The organism is Trichococcus palustris (assembly GCF_900114465.1).
Lineage (GTDB): Bacteria > Bacillota > Bacilli > Lactobacillales > Aerococcaceae > Trichococcus > Trichococcus palustris.
The window spans coordinates 20078-37213 of sequence record NZ_FOTD01000009.1 but is presented as its reverse complement, the minus strand read 5'-3'; the positions used below and the strand labels follow the sequence as shown (position 1 = coordinate 37213).

The following is a 17136-nucleotide window of genomic DNA, read 5'->3' as shown; positions in this document are numbered from 1 at the left end:
TTTACTTGTTTTGTTCCGGAATTTCAATAGCTTCTATCGAACCTTCAGAAAGATCTTCTTCTTGATCGGCTGCCGGCGTTCTTCTGTCGGACATGGCGAATTCCGCTGCATCTTCAGAATCGGCAATCAATTCATCGATGACGCGCGTGCGGTTCGAAAGAACTTCATTCAATGTCGGCGTTTCGACTTCACCTTCCGGCAGGGCGTTCAAAAGGTTGTTCCATTCGTCGTTGGTGATCAGATTCAATTGCGATTCAACCAATAGCTGTAATTTCTGTTTGAAGTTACGGCTCTCTTTGCGGACGATGTCTGTCTCTTCGTTGATTTTGGTAGCTTTTCCGGCTGCTTCGTGTAAAAGTCTATCCGCACTCTTTTCAGCTTCAAATAAGATGATTTCAGCTTCTTTGCGCGCATTTTCTTTTAGGCGATCCGCTGCATCTTGGGCAACAACGATCGATTTATTCAAAGCATCCTGCAGGTTGATGAAATGTTGGTTTTTTTCTTCAGAAAATTTCAATTGCTTTTGCAGATCTTTATTTTCTCTTAAAACTTCTTCATAGCTTTTTGTGATGGTATCCAAAAAGTCGTTTACTTGCTCTTTGTCATACCCCTTCATTTTAACCGTGAATTCTTTATGTTGAATATCTAATGGAGTTAAGGTCATTTTTAACACACCTTTCGATTGTTTATTCATTATTTGTATAATACACCGAATTCGACGCGCCACTTATCTTTTTTGGATTTCCCTTCAATCGCTTGGATTTGGATGCGGCCATAGCCGCGGACCGAAACGATATCCAATATCCCCAATTCGAAATCCGGACGCTCCATGGCTGCCCAGTTCAGCTTCACTTTACCGCTGGTGACCAATTCTTTCGCTCTTTGTCTGGATATATTATAGATGCTTGCAATCACGGTATCCAAGCGCAAGGAACTGACCGTATCATGCACGATCGTCCAACTATCGATCGGTGTAATCAGATCGGTATACATCTTGGATTCGAGCCGGACACTGACATTTCCCATTTTAGACACTTGTGTTTGAACATAGCTCGCTATGTTCGCTGCCAGCAAGAACTGCCAACGCAAGCCATCGAATAAGATATCGCCAAAAAGTTCTCGCTTCATGCCTGTCCCCGTCAACGTCCCCAACACTTTCCCATGGGATAGCGTTGCGAATTTGGAAGGGTAGTTGACCTCCATGAGTTCAATTTCGAAATCATCTTTTTTCGGTTCAAAGTACTCCGGACAGATGATGGCCCTTCTCCGTTCTGCATCCTCATAGCCCCCGTAGAAAGAAACATGCACCTCGCCTTTTTTGCCGACAAGCATTTCCACGATGTATTGCTGCCTCGGATCTAAAAAATCGGTCAGGTAAGGCGTATAGGTTTCCTCTGTTTGGGTGACCCATGATTGGACATTGTCAATGAAAGGTTGTTCCTCTTTGCGGAAATGTTGATAAACTTCTTGCATAGATATCCCTCATTTATCGGTTTCTTTCAAAAAATGGTTGTCAACTCAAAAGTCTGATAAGGAAAATGATGATGACCTGTGCCCCGTATTCCACTAATCGCAGAAACAGAATACCTGCCAACACACTAAAACTTACCATGCCTAATGGCGGAATCAATCTCCTGAAGATATCCAGGTACGGTTCCGATAAACGCGCAATCCAATAACCGAATTTGGAATTGCTTGCACCAGGCAGCCAACTCAGTAAGGCATAAATCAGCAAAATAGTAGTATAAGCCGATACAGCCCATTGGATGAGCTGTAAAAGCAAAATCAGTAATTGTGTCATGTAAATTCCTTTCTAGTAAAGTGAACGTTCCTCTTCCATTGTTTCGGATAGCATACCTTCGACATCGACTGAAGAGGGAGTACATAAAAAGATTTCATCGCCTACACGTTGGATGTCTCCGCCAATGGCATAAACAGTTCCGGTTAAAAAATCAACAATGCGTTTGGCTTGCTCTGAATCTATTCTCTTAAAATTCAAGAGGACAGACTGATTCTTCAAAAGATAGTCCGCAATCTGTTCCACCTCAGAATACACTCTCGGTTCAATGACATGGATGCTTGCTTTTTCAGTCTTACTCTGTTGATTCATAGGAATTACCTTTGCTTTCGTTGATCTTTTTACGTTGCTTCGATAGGAGGGAACGTCCTCTTTTGATGGCTGATCGTATCGAGTGGGACTGACGGGTCCTTCTTGTTCGTAGCTATCGTAGTATGCGTCAGCTTCATTCTCATCTTCCTCATCAAAACCAAAAAACTTTCGATATAAATCTTTTGGACCCATTTGAGACACCCCGCTTCTTCTTTGTCTACTCCTCTGTTTCAGCAAAAAAGGCCGATCCAATACGAACAAATGTCGAACCTTCAGCAATGGCAATCGGATAGTCCTGGCTCATCCCCATGCTTGTTTCTGTGCATGGAGCATACGGCAATTGCAATGCGGCAACCTTTTCCTGCAGTTGTTTCAGACCTTTAAAACAGTGCTGCAATTCTTTGTCGGTTGCCTCAATAGGAGCCATCGTCATCAAGCCGACCACCTTAACATTGGGATATTCTTCCAGTTGATACACGAAATCTAATAACGCGGCAGGAGAAAGGCCATGCTTTGACTCCTCTCCTGTGACGTTCACTTGCACAAAGCACGAAACAGGCTGTTCCGCCCTTGCGTTTATTTCTTTTGCCAAAGAAAGACGATCCAAAGCATGAAAATAATCGATGCGATTAATCACATTTTTTACTTTGCGTGTCTGCAATGTACCGATAAAGTGCCAGATAATATCGTCTTGAGGAAGGGCCGCTTGCTTTTCATCCAAGCCCTCAAGACGATTTTCGGCGAAGTGCCTGTAGCCCAAGCGGTATAACTCCGCCACCTGTTCAACCGGTTTTGTTTTCGTAACCGCGACTACCGTTACATCGCTGCGATCACGGTTGGCCTTCGCCAAAGATTCACTCACGATTGCCTCTATTTTCTGACAATTACTTTCCATATTCATATTATCTGCGTCTCTTGCGGAAGAAGGGAGGTGTATCCAATGAATCGTCCCCGCCATTTTTGTCTTCTTTTTGTTCATGGTAACGCGGATAGGTATCTTCTGTTTGTTTTACCGGGAAGACTTCAGGTTCCGGTTGCGATTGTGCTGGAGCTTGTTCGCGCACGCTTGAGTCTCTGCGGATATCCCAGTCGCCGAATAGATCTTTCGCTGGTTTTTCTTCAGCTTTTTCAATCGGTGCTTGTTTTTCTTGGTAGGAAACCGGTGTATTGCTTACTTCTTTGCGTCCTTTGAACGCGCTGCTTCCGCGATTAGCCGTTTTTTTTTCTTCTTTTCTTTTGTCGGTGTCAATCCCTGTAGCGATAACCGTAACGATTACTTCATCGCCAAGGTTTTCGTTGATGGACGTACCGAAAATGATATTCACTTCAGAAGTTGAAGCTTGTGCCACGATATCGCTGGCATCTTGCGCTTCAAATAAGGTCAAGTCCGATCCGCCTGTGATGTTCAATAAGATTTGCTCTGCGCCATCGATGGAAACTTCCAATAATGGAGAGGAGATAGCTTTCTTAGTTGCTTCTGCGGTACGGTTTTCACCTGAAGCGATACCGATACCCATCAAAGCCGAACCTTGATCTTTCATGACCGTCTTCACATCGGCGAAGTCCAGGTTTACATATCCTGGAGCCGTAATCAAGTCGGAGATACCTTGTACACCTTGACGTAATACATTATCCGCTTCACGGAAAGCTTCCAACATCGGCGTCTTTTTATCGACGATTTCCAAAAGACGGTTGTTTGAGATGATGACCAATGTATCAACGTTTGCTTTTAATTCCGCAATACCTTCTGCAGCATAGCGTCCTCTCTTCGGTCCTTCAAAACTGAATGGACGCGTTACGACACCCACTGTCAAAGCTCCTAAGTCTTTTGCGATTCTTGCTACGATCGGCGCCGCACCGGTACCAGTACCGCCACCCATTCCGCAAGTAACGAAGATCATGTCTGCACCAGCTAAAGCTTCAGCGATTTGTTGTTCACTTTCTTCGGCTGCTTTGCGGCCTACGTCAGGAACAGAGCCTGCACCCAAGCCTTTTGTCAATTTAGGTCCCAATTGAATTTTAATTTCTGCGCTTGATGCGTTCAAGGCTTGTGTATCCGTATTGGCAACAATGAATTCTACTCCCTTGACGCCTTCATCGATCATACGGTTTACCGCGTTGCTACCCGCTCCGCCGACCCCGATTACTTTAATTTTTGCTCCATCATGCATGCTTGAATCGAATTCCAAATCCATTTTATTTCCTCCTATTTAATTCCGTTTCATTTTCTGTTTTTCGTGACTATTCAAATAAATTGTTGAATAAGCGTTTCATTTTACCGACAAAGCCCTCTTCATCCGCGTGCTCTTCGGCATATAGTTCATTTTCGTAAACAGGTTCTTCGACTGCTACAGGTTGTTTGATGCTTTTCGCCTGTAATGGAATCACCTTACCGCTTTGTTGGACTTTCCCTTTTGCGACCAAATAGATGTCATCCAACCCTGCTACATATTTGATCAGTCCGATGCTGGTTGCATAAATGGGGTTGCGCATTCCCATCTGTTCAGGAATATATAGTTTCACGTTGATTTCAAAAATTTCTTTCGCCAATTCTAAAATGCCGGGCAAAGCGGCACCGCCGCCGGTTAAAATAATGCCGCCTGGCAGTTCGCGAGCCTCCACTTTATCTAGGGCACGTTTGATATTTTCGAATATTTGAACGTTCCGCGCTTCTATAATTTCGGATAAATATTTTTCATCCACTTTTACAGGTTGATCTTTCCCAATGGTTTCGACCGGGAAAAATTCATCTGCCGACGCTTCATCAGAAATGGCGTAGCCGTATTCCCGTTTCACACGTTCTGCATTTTCCAAGGTCGTGTTCAGGATGATGGAGATATCTTTCGTTACGAAATCTCCGCCCTCAGGATCAACAAAAGCAAATTTCAATTGATCGTCATGGATCACCGAAGCAGTTGTTTGACCGCCACCCATATCGACAAGGATGGTGCCGAAATCCCGTTCGCCTTTATTCATGGCAACACTGGCTATCGCCAAAGGCTGAACGACCATATCGTCGATCCGCAACCCTGCTTTTTCCACGCAACGCTTGATATTGTGGATGATTGTTTTTGGTCCGGTAATCATGCTTGCATACAATTCCAGACGAACACCGATCATCCCTCTTGGATCTCTGATGCCGTCAAATCCATCAACAATGAATTCTTCAGGAATGACTGATATGATTTCTCTTTCCGGTGGCACAGAGCGAACTTTAGCGGCTGCAAAAACATTTTGCACATCTCTATCCGTAATTTCTTTGTTTTCACTTGAAACAGCATACATACCGTGACAAGGTTCAATGCTGATTTGGTTCCCAGGTATGCCGACAATGACATTTGATATTTGGATATTCGCTTTTCGCTCAGCTTGGCTGACTGCACGTCTGATGGATTCAACAGTTTCATCGATATCGACAATAACTCCACGGCTGAGGCCTTTAGAAATTTCGTTTCCTACTCCAATAATATTCATTTGGTCTTTCACATATTCTGCTACTACAACTTTTATTGAAGTGGTTCCAATATCTAGACTGACGTATATTCCTGAATTCTTCATGTTTTATTGAAACCTCCATTTAACATAATGGCTTTTTGCAAACACCCGCACTGCGCCCAAATAGTAAGCTGTTAAAAAATGCATGATGCCAGAAAGCTATACTTTATCATTTTATCATAATAGTTCTTCATTTACGAAGATTTTTAGAAATATTTCCAACATTCGGGCATGGCCCATTTCCATTCAATCCCTCAACAATTACCGGCAAGCATTGTTCAAGGATTGACTAAACAATCCTTTTTCCCTTACTCTTGCTTTGGAGTAGCGACTTCTGTTTTTGTGACGGCTCCGCTTTGTGGATTACCTGCTTTAGTCGATTGAGCGTCCGTTCCCGAGGGAACCTCGGTTTTGGGTGTCGCTTTTTCCGCGGCTGTGGTGTTCGTTTCGGCCGCACTTTGCGAAAATGGCGTAAAATAGGCGCCCACTTCCAGATCCACAATCCCTTTCGTAGCCCCCAATTGGCTGACGATATCCGGATAGTAAAGGATTTTCTCGGCAAAGGTAGGCAAGATGGCTTTTATTTCATTGCCGTCATTCATATAGACCGTTATGCTGTACGGATTTTCTTCCGTACCGGTATATTTTATTTCTGAAATGCTGTTCTGGACCGTATCCGTCAACTTCATATATTGTTTCAACAAATCATTCAAATTTTGATTCAATTCAAATCCTGTGATGATAGGGCAATTTCCAATCGGAACTTTCAACCCATCTTTGGCGATCACGCCGTTTTCCAAAACAGTATAATACGCTTTTTCCGAATAGACGTAGGCAATGGTTTTATATTCTTGTACCGTGATTGTGATGTCATTGAAATTTTTCAATGCGATACTCGCCTTTTTTATTTGGGGTAAATTTGATGAAATGTATCCATCGATGTCTTTGCTGTTCGCGATGACTCCCAATGCTGTCACTTTCCCCGAAATGCGGCTCGCGTCGATAATCGTTTGCTCGGGCACATACGCTGCACCTTCGACAAATATTTCCTGAACCCTGCCGAGCGGAGAAATAAGATAGCCCATGGCGAGTCCGCCGGTTAAAAATAGAAGATACCAATACAGGTAGGAGTGTCGGTCCTCTTGCTGGCCGCTTTGCTTCCTGCTATGGGCCGACAGCTTGCCTTTCCAGTAAGCCAGTTGTTCTTTCGGCAGCCGGTGCTGCTCTGCATATTTTTCTTCCGCTTTTACTTTTTCCTTTTCATTCAACTTCTGTACTTTATTTTTCTTCATTTCTTCCATTGCTCGCTGCCAAGGAGTCTCTGCAGGTGAGACTTCTTTTCTAAGCATGCGTTGCTTAATACCTTTAAAATCCATCTTCACCGGCTCCCGTCCCTTACTTGATTACATCCAAGATCACTTGGATAATGCGGTCGGATGCATCCGTAATCCCCATTCTTTTCGCCTGAAAGGCCATTTCTTTGCGTGCAGTGTCATTCAACATCAGACTATCGATTGCTTTGAATAATGATTTCGCATGCAACTCTTTTTCCAGGATCATTTCTGCTGCACCATTTTTAACCAGGCTTTCGGCGTTCTTTTGTTGATGATTATTCGTCACATAGGGACTGGGTATCAGGATGCTCGGCAAGCCTAATGCCATCACTTCCGTCAAGGTTGTCGCTCCACTGCGGGAAACGATCAGTGCTGTGCTCTTAAAGAGCTTTGGCATCTCATAAACATAGGGCAGCACGCGAATATTCGCCAAAGACTGGCCCAAACTCGCAATTTGCTTGCTCACTTTTTCAAAATGGGTTTCCCCGGTGACCAACATCACTTGGTACGGCTTGCCTTTAAACAAGTTGTAGGCCTCAACAAAGGACTCGTTCAGCTTTGCCGCTCCTCGGCTGCCGCCAAAAATCAATACGGTCGGGATGCCATCCTTCAACTGATACTCGGCCAATGATGCGCCTTCCGTTATCGCTGCCACTTCTTGCGCACGCGGATTGCCGGTATAGACTATTTTCTCCTCGTACTGTTCAAAATCCTTGCGTGCATCTTCAAAGCAGATGCAAATCTTGCCCACAAATCGACTCAAAAATTTATTCGTGACGCCCGCAACCGAATTTTGTTCATGGATGATGGCAGGGACGCCCAAACGGGATGCGGCATAAAGAACAGGCGCACAGACATAGCCGCCTGTCCCGATCACAACATCCGGCTGGAAATTCTTGATGATTTTTTTTGAATCAGCAATGCTCTTCAGCATCAAATAGACAGTTTTCACGTTTTCTAAAGACAGACTGCGGCGCAACCCTTGGATTTCGACCGATTCAAAGGGAACGCCCGCTTTACGGACAATCGTGCTTTCCAAGCCACGTTCCGTCCCCACATACAAGAATTCGCTGTCGGGGTATTTTTCTTTTATGCGATTCATTAAGGCCAAAGCGGGATAGATGTGACCACCTGTCCCTCCGCCCGATAGTAATATTTTCATATGCTCGGATCAGTGGAATGATCCTTCCTCCTCACTTTTTGCAGTTACCAATGAGTTGACTGCATCGCTGAAGAGTTGGCCGCGTATTTCATAGTTCTTAAATTGATCCCAGCTGGCGCATGCGGGAGAAAGTAAAATTGTATCTCCTTCTTCGCTGTACTGGTAACTGATCGGAACCGCGCTGACAACATCTTCGGTTGGGACGATTTCTTTGATTCCGGCTTTTTTGCCTGCATCGATCAATTTCTCTTGCGTTTCACCGAATACGATCAATGTTTTCACATGCTTCAAGTAAGGGACCAACTCCTCGAAGGTGTTCCCTCGGTCCAAGCCGCCCGCCAATAAAATAATCGGTCCTTGAAAACTGTTCAATGCCGTTTTCGTTGCCAAGATATTCGTAGCCTTCGAGTCATTGTAGAATCTACGGCCGTTTAATTCGGCGACGAATTGGATGCGGTGCTCCACACCATAAAAGACAGCAAAGGCTGCAATGATTGCTTCATTGCTCACGCCGGACAATTTAGCAACCGCGATGGCCGCCAAAGCATTTTCGATGTTATGCTCTCCAGGCACCTTCAGATCGGTAGCAGCCATGACTTTCTCGCCTCTGAAGTACAGATACCCATCCGCTAAATAAGCTCCGTTAGCCACTGTTTGGCTGCGCGAGAACGGCACGATTTGGGCTTTGGAATGTTTAGACAGTTCCCGCAATTCTTCTTGATCCCAGTTCAGGACCAAGTAGTCGTCGGCTGTTTGGTTCTCCGTGATGCGCCATTTTGCTTTGACATACTCTTCGCGGTCGCCGTGGTAGTCCAGATGCGCCTCCGTGATGTTGGTGATGACCGCAATGGCGGGATGCATATCCTGGATGCCCATCAATTGGAAGCTGGACAGTTCCATGACCACATCATCATCCGCGGTTGCCTTGCGTGCGACTGCAGATGCTGGGACACCGATGTTACCGGCTTTGTATGCTTTCCCTTGTTTTCTTCCGTAATTCAGCAGATCCGTGATCATCGTGGTCGTGGTTGTTTTCCCATTCGTTCCCGTGACGCCGATCAGACGCCCTTCCAATATTTCGGAGGCCAGTTCAACTTCCGTCAGAACCGGTATCCCGATTTCCAGAGCCCGCTTGACCATCGGATTGTTGTAGGGTATCCCGGGATTCTTGACCATGAATGAGAAGGATTCATCCAACAGTTCCACCGGGTGTGAGCCGGCAATGACTTTGATGCCATAGGAAATCAGTTCTTTTGCATCCGGATTGTCAGCTAGATCCTTGGCATCATTGACGGTGACCATCGCACCGAGTTCCAGCAACAGTTTTGCGGCATTCAGCCCGCTTAAGGCAAGACCCAATACCAACACTTTTTTATTTTCAAAACGATTATTTTTTTTCATGCCTTCCTACCCCCACTAGTTAAATAATAAAACCAATGCAGCGATTGCCGCAATCAGTCCGACTGTCCAAAAGGTGATGACGACGCGCCATTCACTCCAACCGCTCATTTCAAAATGGTGATGAATCGGGCTCATCTTGAAGATGCGCTTACCGCGCAGTTTGAAGGAGCCTACCTGCAGCATGACGCTGGCCGTTTCGATGACAAAGACCAAGCCGATCAACAACAGCGACCATTCCAAATGCAACGCCAATGAGATGACCGCAAGACCTGCGCCCAATGCCAAAGATCCGACGTCGCCCATGAAGATTTTTGCCGGCTTTTTATTGAAGAAGAAGAAACCGATCAATCCGCCCACGATAGCGATGCAGAACAAGAGGACTTCCATTTCATTTTGGCGATACGCCAAAATGCCATAAGCACTGTAGGCGATCCCTGCGGTCCCCGCCACTAAGCCATCCAGTCCATCCGTCAGATTCACGGCATTTGAAAAGCCGGTAATCCAGATGATCGTGAAGACTGCAAAAACGACCCAACTGTGTACCTGTCCGATGAACGGAAGTGTGATCAGCGGATCCAGTCCGGAAAAATAGAACAGGACGACAAAAGCGAACGATCCGAGCAATTGCGCTAGGAATTTTTGCTTAGAAGTCAGGCCTTCGTTCTGCTTTTTGAAGATTTTAAGAAAATCATCCCAAAAGCCGATGGCCGCGAAAAACAATAGCACAAAAATGAACATCGCCATTTTTACGGTCAGAACATCTTTCCAGATGGCCGTCCCCACCGCGGTCAATATCGCTCCAATGATGAAGACGACCCCACCCATCGTCGGCGTTCCGCTTTTCACTTCATGCCATTTTGGGCCCTCTTCCCGTGTGATTTGACCAAATTGTTTCATTTTAAAATAGCCGATAAAAATTGGCATCATACTGATGGTTATTGCAAAGCTGATGGCTAACGGCAAAAGCATTTCTGTCCACTGCATATTTTCTCCTCCTAAACAGGTGTTTATCTAAATTTTATTTGCATTTCATTTACGCCTATTCCAGTACGATTTTCACTTCTGATGCAGCGTTCAATGCCGAGCCGGCATCCACACTTTGGAATACGACATACCCTTCGCCTTCAAATTGGAAGTTGACACCTGCAATTTCTGCAACCTTCATGACGTCATCTTTCGACCATCCGTAGACATCCGGCATCGTCATGGCGCCTTCCGTCATCAAAATAACTTTTTGATTGCTGATCGTCTGCGTGCCGACATAGGGATATTGTTGAACAATCCTGCTGCCGCTGCCTACGACGCCGATATCCGTGTATCCCTTTTCCTTCAAAACGTTCAGTGCTTCCTCTTTCGTCAGATTAGCTACTTCCGGCATGGCCGACTGATTGATGTCGCCCGTCACTCCCGGATCCAGGTTGTTGTATTGAATCGCCCTTGTCATGAAAGGATTGAATATTTCCGATAAATAATGTGCTCCGTCCAAACTGTCCATGTTGGCAGGTCGCTTCATCGTCAAATACAGAATATAACTTGGATTTTCAGCAGGCGCAAACCCGACGACAGAGTACAGATAATTTTGATAACCGGTATAATATTTCCCGGTTGTAGAATCCACCACTTCGGCGGTACCTGTTTTCGCCGCAATCTCGGCGTTATCGATCTTATAGCTTTGGCCTGAGCCATGTTCATTGTATACAACCTCTTTTAAATACGTCAAAACCAAGTTTGCGGTTTCTTTTGTGATCGGCGAACTTAATTCTTTTGGCTCGACCACCGTTACTTTATTCGTATTCGGGTCTTCGATTTTATCCAAATACTGCAACTTCATCATCTTCCCGCCATTGGCGATGGCTGTGAAAGCCTGCATCATTTGGAAAGGTGTGACGGTAACCCCCTGTCCGAAGGCTGTATTGGCTTTTTCAAGGGGGTAGGTGTAGCTGTAATTACCGGTTGCTTCATTCTCCAACCCTGAATCGGTCGATTTACCGATGCCGAAGGCTTTCATGTAGGCTTCCCATTTATCATAGCCGATAGCCTGCACCAATTTGACAAAAGCGACATTGCTGGAACGGGCAAGCCCTTCAATATAGCTGATGGTTCCCCAGCCTTTCAAATTGTAATCGTTGATGGTTCCGCCTTCCAATGCGATGCTTCCTGACTCATAGGTCGCAAAAGGGCTAAAGACACCCTCGTTGACGGCGGCTGCCAAGGTAAGTATTTTAAAGGTTGATCCTGGCTCATACGTGTCCTCTACGAGGAGATTTTGCCATTTGTCATCAATCCCCTCTTTAGTGGTGGCATTGAATGTAGGGCGCTGTGAAGCCGCTAAGATATCTCCCGTCTTCGGATCAACCAGCATGGCTGTCATCGATTCCGGATTCGCCTCTGCATACACTTTGGTCATCAGGCTCTCGAGATAAATTTGCAGCCTGCTGTCTATGGTCAGGTAGAGATTGTTCCCCTCAACCGGAGTCTGATCTTCAACCTGTGTCCCTGGAATGACATAGCCGTTTGAATCTTCCTGATAGGTGATTTTCCCATCGGTGCCGTCCAACTGGTCGTCGTAAAGGGATTCGATGCCCATCATGCCGACCAGCTTTTTGTTTTGGTTCGTTGCCTTTCCATCCTCTGCGGCTGTGCTTTGCGCATAACCGACCAGGTGGGAAGCGAAGACGCCGTTCGGATAGAGACGCGAAGGCGTCTCCTGAAAGGTTATCCCCGGCAGATTTTCTGCTTCAATCTGTGCCTTTGTTGCATAATTCAAGTTTGTGCCGGCGGTTCCGAACTCAACTTGTTTTAAGTCTGCTTGACTTAAGGCAGCCAATATTTCGTCCTTGCTCATGCTGATGTATTTCGCCAGCACTTCGGCGGTTTTTTCTTTATCGACTACATGGTTCGGACTCGCTTTGTCTTCGCTCCATTCATCGGTCAAAACAGCAACCAACGAATAAGAAGTAGCATCCAAGGCAATAGGATTGCCACCTATGTCATAGATGGTACCTCTTTTTGCGGCAAGGATACTACTTCTGGTATATAAGTTATTAACATGCTCGCTTAGATTTTCTCCATTTACCTTCTTGGTGATCATAATCATGGAAAAACGAAAAACAAATACGAGGAACATGAACCCTGTTAAGCCAACCATGCAACGAGTCATATTTTTGCGGTTTTTTTGCGGACTATTATTTTTTTTCATCGCGTAACATTCCTAACGTTTGCTTCATTCATTTCTAAGCCAAGTTCTTTTGCGATCGCAATGATGCGGTCATAGCGTGAAAGTTCTTGGACTTCTTGCTCTAGGTTTTGGTTGTCCAAATCAATCGCAACGCTATCATTTTGTAAGTCCTGCAAGGCCCTGTTTTGATTGGAGAGGGTCACTTGTGTCGCAAGGGAAAGCAACAGGACAACCGCTCCGATGAGACCTGTCAGATAGAAGGCAAATTTTTCTATTTTGCTGTATTTATTTTTAGAGGGCTTTACCTTTACGGGTAAAACTTTTGTTTTTTTAGGTTCTATCCTTTCATCCGGCAAAGCCGGTTGAGCCGTTGAGATCCTATATTCCGGTAATGCCACAGCGTCCTCTCCTTCCTATTCAAAATGGTTGCAGCTATCTTTTTGTTCTTTCGATGATGCGCAACTTGGCGCTCGATGAACGTGAATTTTCGCTCAGCTCGCCCTCGTTCGGCGAGATTGGCTTACGCGTGATCAGTTTATAATCCGGTTCGTATTCGCTGGGAAGTATCGGCAACATAGGAGGCAAGTCCTCGATTGTGCTGACTTCTTTGAACATCATCTTCACGATTCGGTCTTCCAATGATTGGAAGGAAATGACGCTCATCCGTCCGCCTTCATTCAATATGGCCAAGCCGGCTTCCAGGGAATCCTCGATTGCAGATAATTCATCGTTCACCGCGATACGCAACGCTTGGAATATCCGTTTAGCCGGATGTCCGCCTTTACGTCTTGCGGGGGCAGGGATGCAATCTTTGATGATCTCGACCAACTCGCCGGTTGTCTCGATGGGATCCTTTTCGCGGATGCTTTCGATTCTGCGGGCAATCTGTTTGGAAAACTTCTCTTCGCCGTAGCGATAGAAAATCTTGACCAATTCGGCATACGGCCATTCATTTACAATGATTTGGGCCGTCAATTCTTGTTCTTGGTCCATGCGCATATCCAAAGGAGCATCATGACGATAACTGAAACCGCGTTCCGCTTGGTCCAATTGCGGAGATGACACACCCAAATCGTACAGGATGCCGTCGACCCCTAAGACGCCACGGCTTTCCAATTCCTCTTTGATATAACGGAAATTCGCTTTGATGAGCGTTACCATCCCTTTTTCGATATAGGGAGCAAGGACCTTTTTGGCATTTTCGATCGCTATGCGGTCTTGGTCAAATGCGTAAAGATGACCTTTTTCATTTAACTTTGATAAAATGACGCTGCTATGTCCAGCCCCACCTAATGTACAATCAACATAAACGCCATCAGGCTTGATGGCAAGACCATCAATCGATTCATGAAGCAATACACTATAATGTACAAATTCTTCCATTTTTCCACCTACAATCCAAAATCATTCATTTTTTCAGCAATGTCTTCGAAGTTCTCTTCAGCTTCTTCAGTGAATTCTTCCCACTTCGCATTGCTCCATATTTCGATACGGTCGGACACGCCGACAATACGGCATTCTTTTTCAATTTTTGCAAAATCCAATAAATTTTTCGGTATGTTGATGCGCCCCTGTTTGTCTATCTCTGCTTCAGTTGCAGCGGAGTAAAAGAATCTGGTAAACGCGCGGGCATCTTTTTTAGCAAGGGGTAATTGCTTCATTTTTTCTTGTAGTGCCTCCCATTGGTCCATTGGATAACCGAATAAACAGCCGTCCAATCCGCGGGTAATGATGAAGGTATCGCCTAATTCTTCACGAAATTTTGCGGGCATGATCAATCTGCCTTTTGCATCAATATTGTGTTTGAACTCGCCCATCAACATACAGACACTCGCCCCCACTTTCAAATATAAATTCAGTCTACCACATCCCCCCACTTTCTACCACAATTTCCCAAATAATTCACAAAAAAAACAAATTGGGGATGAATTTATCATCCAAGCCAATTTGTTTCTGCTGATTCGTATGCAATTATCGAAATATTGGAGGCCATCAGAGCCTATATAATTAAGAAAAACGGCCTTTCCTCGTCATCATCATCAAAAAGTGGGGCCCTTCCCCACAACTGGCATTCCATCAAGAAGGCGGCAACGGAAGCCTGCTGCTGTTCGCTTCATTCAAGCATATTGCTGTTTCATAGGCTTTCCGCAATTCGCTGCCGATACACCGTAAATCTTTTCCTTTTACCTGTTCATGCCCTGCTCCACCGAGAGATGGCAGTTCGCCTTCCAATATCCCTCTGATCAGCTGTTTAAATTCGGCATTCGTTTTCCCTTTGTACACATGCACACCGGCAATCAGGTCATTTTCGTAGATAGGGATATCCCGGACCAGAATGTCTTGCCCCATGGCCAACGCTTCCAGCAAAACGATTCCTTCCGTTTCTTCGTATGTTGGAAAGAAAAACAAATCGGCTCCGCAATAGGCATTGCGTAATTCACTCGGCGTCACGTATCCAGCAAATGTGAGGTTAGGCAGTTGCGTTTCCACAGCTTCACGAATTTCATGGGGCACCTGATGCAAGTTCAAATAACCGAACCAAATGAATTGATATTCCGGCATCGCTTTTGCTAGCGCCACGAAATCGAGTATTCCTTTGCGTTTTATATAGAGCCCCACTGACATGATTACTTTGTCACATTCGGCATAGCCGTACTTCTTGCGGAAAGCTTTCCTCATTTCCTCATCCGGCTGATAGAAGGATAGATCGATCCCATTGGAAATGGGGATGATCGGTTTATCAAGACCCGCATTTTGCAATAACCGCTTCGAGTAAAGCGTGGGCGTCAACACGACATCCCCATAATTGTAGCAATGCATAATCCATTTATTGAACAACGGCGCTAACGCATTTGAAAAGATAAAAGAGTTCCGGAAATCCTCTTGTGTAGAATGCGCATGGTAGACAATCGGCTTCCCGTCTTTTTTCACTTTATGCAGCAGGCGGAAAGATTGCCAATAGTAGGTATTGATGTGCATCAGATCAAAGTCGTCGCGGTAGTCGGTCGTATATTCGATCCCCTCCAACGTCAACGCTTTTTTCTGATGTTCAATCGCTCTGCCCAAGCCTGATTTCCCTATATATTTTAATCCTTCAGAATACAATAAAACTTTCATAAGACACTCCATTCCCTATCATCTTCAGATTAAGTCGGTGTCATCCTCTGAGTAAGAGGTACATCCGGAAAAACACCAACAGGTAATAAAACAGCAAACCCAGCAAAAAAGCGATTTTTATAAAGCCGCGCAAAAACTTTTTGAGAAGATAAGGTTTCCTTTTTGCGTCAAAGTATAACGTCTGCAGCAAACCGACGATACAGACGGCCAGTAAAAAGTGCGGCAACAAAGAATAAGAGAGACTGTACACACTCAGCAACTGGATGCCGACCAAAAGGAAAGGCAGAACCACATCCGCAACAGACAAACGAATCTTGTCCTTATAGCACAAATAAGGCCGAAAATATTTATTTATCAGTATGATTTCAAGAATTGGAAAAACATATAATAAGATTTCAAGATAATGGAAACTAAGCACTTGTACGACTCCTTTAAATCAGTATGTTTCTATTCTAACCTATTTTGCTGCACAAAAAAACCAGCAGAATATATTCTGCTGGCCGAAATCACTAAAGACATGGAAAATTAGTTTTGTTTTTCGATAACTGCTACTCCATCATAGTAACCGCATGATGCGCAAACGTGGTGGCTCTTTTTCAATTCGCCACAGTTAGGGCATGAGTTCAAGCCTGGAATCTCTAATTTGAAGTGAGTACGTCTTTTTGCTTTTCTTGCTTTAGATGTTCTTCTTTTAGGTACTGCCATTTCCTTACACCTCCCTGTATTAATCGCTGTTATTCGGTAAATCCAGCGTCAAAATCTCATTCTGTTTTTTCTTCGTCTTCTAATAGGGCCTTCAGACCTGCTAAACGCGGATCGATTTGATTGCTCTTTTCTTCCAGCCTCTTTGTTTCAAAAGACTCTTCCGAAATGACCACCCAGTCAGCTCCACTCGGCATTTGATCAGACTTTAACTCTTCAGCTGTATAAACCTGCAGCGGCAAATTCAATAAGATGTTGTCCTCGATAGCGGGGATCAAATCTACTTCATCGCCTTCTAATGGTAACACAACTTCCGCAGGATTGTCCTGCTCAAGGAAAAGTGATTCATTTTCCGTGTAAAGTTCTTCGATTGCTATTTGCATAGGTACTTCCACTAATTCTAACGACCTTGACGAAGGCAGGGTTATCGTTAAATCGATTCGGAAATTGGCAAGCACAGAATGATTTTCATATAATAAGAAACCTTCCGCCTTAATTGGTGAAACAGCTTGGATTTCATTATTCCTTGTCATCAATGAACTTTCCCTATCAACTATAACAGAAAAATAGTGTGGTTCACCACGATGTTCTTGTAATTCTTTTAATGGCCACTTCATTTCCATCACCCCTAAAATAA

General features: G+C 44.8%; 19 protein-coding genes. All 19 read right to left on the bottom strand.

Features of this window, described 5'->3' with window-relative positions; all coding sequences use genetic code 11:
• Position 1: 1 nt before the first annotated feature.
• The 19 genes from BM101_RS07515 to BM101_RS07425 all read right to left on the bottom strand — a co-directional run bounded on the left by BM101_RS07515 (position 2) and on the right by BM101_RS07425 (position 17116).
• Positions 2 to 664 carry a DivIVA domain-containing protein gene (locus BM101_RS07515; protein ID WP_087033518.1) on the bottom strand — a complete coding sequence of 221 codons (663 nt, stop codon included), beginning with the start codon at positions 662 to 664 and terminating at the stop codon, positions 2 to 4.
• A gap of 29 nt (positions 665 to 693) precedes the next feature.
• Entirely contained in the window at positions 694 to 1473 is a 780-nt protein-coding gene (locus BM101_RS07510) for a YlmH family RNA-binding protein (protein WP_087033371.1), read from the bottom strand.
• 40 nt (positions 1474 to 1513) lie between these two features.
• Complete coding sequence (locus BM101_RS07505; RefSeq protein WP_087033370.1) at positions 1514 to 1801, bottom strand: YggT family protein; 288 nt, start codon at positions 1799 to 1801, stop codon at positions 1514 to 1516.
• A gap of 12 nt (positions 1802 to 1813) precedes the next feature.
• Positions 1814 to 2302, bottom strand: coding sequence for a cell division protein SepF (locus tag BM101_RS07500; protein ID WP_087033369.1), 489 nt, complete (start codon positions 2300 to 2302; stop codon positions 1814 to 1816).
• Positions 2303 to 2327: 25 nt separating this feature from the next.
• Positions 2328 to 3011: a YggS family pyridoxal phosphate-dependent enzyme gene (locus BM101_RS07495; protein ID WP_087033368.1), complete on the bottom strand. Its 684-nt coding sequence runs from the start codon at positions 3009 to 3011 to the stop codon at positions 2328 to 2330.
• Between the two features lies 1 nt (position 3012).
• Positions 3013 to 4305, bottom strand: a complete 1293-nt coding sequence (gene ftsZ / locus BM101_RS07490; protein WP_087033367.1) for a cell division protein FtsZ — start codon at positions 4303 to 4305, stop codon at positions 3013 to 3015.
• Between the two features lie 46 nt (positions 4306 to 4351).
• The gene (ftsA, locus tag BM101_RS07485) at positions 4352 to 5668 is read right to left on the bottom strand and encodes a cell division protein FtsA (protein ID WP_087033366.1); all 1317 of its coding nucleotides are present in this window, start codon (positions 5666 to 5668) and stop codon (positions 4352 to 4354) included.
• Positions 5669 to 5913: 245 nt separating this feature from the next.
• Positions 5914 to 6981 (bottom strand): cell division protein FtsQ/DivIB, encoded by a 1068-nt coding sequence (locus tag BM101_RS07480; RefSeq protein ID WP_087033365.1) that lies wholly within the window; start codon positions 6979 to 6981, stop codon positions 5914 to 5916.
• Positions 6982 to 7000: 19 nt separating this feature from the next.
• Positions 7001 to 8101, bottom strand: coding sequence for an undecaprenyldiphospho-muramoylpentapeptide beta-N-acetylglucosaminyltransferase (murG, locus tag BM101_RS07475; protein ID WP_087033364.1), 1101 nt, complete (start codon positions 8099 to 8101; stop codon positions 7001 to 7003).
• 9 nt (positions 8102 to 8110) lie between these two features.
• Positions 8111 to 9502, bottom strand: a complete 1392-nt coding sequence (gene murD / locus BM101_RS07470; protein ID WP_087033363.1) for a UDP-N-acetylmuramoyl-L-alanine--D-glutamate ligase — start codon at positions 9500 to 9502, stop codon at positions 8111 to 8113.
• A 15-nt stretch (positions 9503 to 9517) separates the two neighbouring features.
• On the bottom strand, positions 9518 to 10486 hold the full coding sequence (gene mraY / locus BM101_RS07465) for a phospho-N-acetylmuramoyl-pentapeptide-transferase (RefSeq protein ID WP_087033362.1): 969 nt from the start codon (positions 10484 to 10486) through the stop codon (positions 9518 to 9520).
• A 55-nt stretch (positions 10487 to 10541) separates the two neighbouring features.
• Positions 10542 to 12701, bottom strand: a complete 2160-nt coding sequence (locus BM101_RS07460) for a penicillin-binding protein (protein WP_087033361.1) — start codon at positions 12699 to 12701, stop codon at positions 10542 to 10544.
• Positions 12698 to 13078 (bottom strand): cell division protein FtsL, encoded by a 381-nt coding sequence (ftsL, locus tag BM101_RS07455; RefSeq protein WP_087033360.1) that lies wholly within the window; start codon positions 13076 to 13078, stop codon positions 12698 to 12700. Before ftsL ends, BM101_RS07460 begins: the two co-directional genes overlap by 4 nt.
• A gap of 34 nt (positions 13079 to 13112) precedes the next feature.
• A complete protein-coding gene (rsmH, locus tag BM101_RS07450) occupies positions 13113 to 14063 on the bottom strand; it encodes a 16S rRNA (cytosine(1402)-N(4))-methyltransferase RsmH (protein ID WP_087033359.1) in 951 nt (316 codons plus the stop codon).
• Positions 14064 to 14071: 8 nt separating this feature from the next.
• A complete protein-coding gene (gene mraZ / locus BM101_RS07445) occupies positions 14072 to 14503 on the bottom strand; it encodes a division/cell wall cluster transcriptional repressor MraZ (RefSeq protein ID WP_087033358.1) in 432 nt (143 codons plus the stop codon).
• A 253-nt stretch (positions 14504 to 14756) separates the two neighbouring features.
• Positions 14757 to 15797: a glycosyltransferase gene (locus tag BM101_RS07440; protein WP_087033357.1), complete on the bottom strand. Its 1041-nt coding sequence runs from the start codon at positions 15795 to 15797 to the stop codon at positions 14757 to 14759.
• A 40-nt stretch (positions 15798 to 15837) separates the two neighbouring features.
• The gene (locus BM101_RS07435; RefSeq protein WP_087033356.1) at positions 15838 to 16215 is read right to left on the bottom strand and encodes a DUF3397 family protein; all 378 of its coding nucleotides are present in this window, start codon (positions 16213 to 16215) and stop codon (positions 15838 to 15840) included.
• Between the two features lie 107 nt (positions 16216 to 16322).
• Positions 16323 to 16502 carry a 50S ribosomal protein L32 gene (gene rpmF / locus BM101_RS07430; RefSeq protein ID WP_087033355.1) on the bottom strand — a complete coding sequence of 60 codons (180 nt, stop codon included), beginning with the start codon at positions 16500 to 16502 and terminating at the stop codon, positions 16323 to 16325.
• 56 nt (positions 16503 to 16558) lie between these two features.
• Complete coding sequence (locus BM101_RS07425; protein WP_177194433.1) at positions 16559 to 17116, bottom strand: YceD family protein; 558 nt, start codon at positions 17114 to 17116, stop codon at positions 16559 to 16561.
• Positions 17117 to 17136: the final 20 nt, after the last annotated feature.

Bases quoted from the DNA above. Each gene is read 5' to 3' on its own strand.
- BM101_RS07480 (WP_087033365.1), bottom strand. From the start codon at position 6,981: ATGGATTTTAAAGGTATTAAGCAACGCATGCTTAGAAAAGAAGTCTCA.
- BM101_RS07515 (WP_087033518.1), bottom strand. From the start codon at position 664: ATGACCTTAACTCCATTAGATATTCAACATAAAGAATTCACGGTTAAA.
- rsmH (WP_087033359.1), bottom strand. From the start codon at position 14,063: ATGGAAGAATTTGTACATTATAGTGTATTGCTTCATGAATCGATTGAT.
- BM101_RS07510 (WP_087033371.1), bottom strand. From the start codon at position 1,473: ATGCAAGAAGTTTATCAACATTTCCGCAAAGAGGAACAACCTTTCATT.
- BM101_RS07460 (WP_087033361.1), bottom strand. From the start codon at position 12,701: ATGAAAAAAAATAATAGTCCGCAAAAAAACCGCAAAAATATGACTCGT.
- mraY (WP_087033362.1), bottom strand. From the start codon at position 10,486: ATGCAGTGGACAGAAATGCTTTTGCCGTTAGCCATCAGCTTTGCAATA.
- ftsA (WP_087033366.1), bottom strand. From the start codon at position 5,668: ATGAAGAATTCAGGAATATACGTCAGTCTAGATATTGGAACCACTTCA.
- BM101_RS07425 (WP_177194433.1), bottom strand. From the start codon at position 17,116: ATGAAGTGGCCATTAAAAGAATTACAAGAACATCGTGGTGAACCACAC.
- mraZ (WP_087033358.1), bottom strand. From the start codon at position 14,503: ATGTTGATGGGCGAGTTCAAACACAATATTGATGCAAAAGGCAGATTG.
- BM101_RS07495 (WP_087033368.1), bottom strand. From the start codon at position 3,011: ATGAATATGGAAAGTAATTGTCAGAAAATAGAGGCAATCGTGAGTGAA.
- rpmF (WP_087033355.1), bottom strand. From the start codon at position 16,502: ATGGCAGTACCTAAAAGAAGAACATCTAAAGCAAGAAAAGCAAAAAGA.
- murG (WP_087033364.1), bottom strand. From the start codon at position 8,101: ATGAAAATATTACTATCGGGCGGAGGGACAGGTGGTCACATCTATCCC.
- ftsZ (WP_087033367.1), bottom strand. From the start codon at position 4,305: ATGGATTTGGAATTCGATTCAAGCATGCATGATGGAGCAAAAATTAAA.
- murD (WP_087033363.1), bottom strand. From the start codon at position 9,502: ATGAAAAAAAATAATCGTTTTGAAAATAAAAAAGTGTTGGTATTGGGT.
- BM101_RS07505 (WP_087033370.1), bottom strand. From the start codon at position 1,801: ATGACACAATTACTGATTTTGCTTTTACAGCTCATCCAATGGGCTGTA.
- BM101_RS07440 (WP_087033357.1), bottom strand. From the start codon at position 15,797: ATGAAAGTTTTATTGTATTCTGAAGGATTAAAATATATAGGGAAATCA.
- BM101_RS07500 (WP_087033369.1), bottom strand. From the start codon at position 2,302: ATGGGTCCAAAAGATTTATATCGAAAGTTTTTTGGTTTTGATGAGGAA.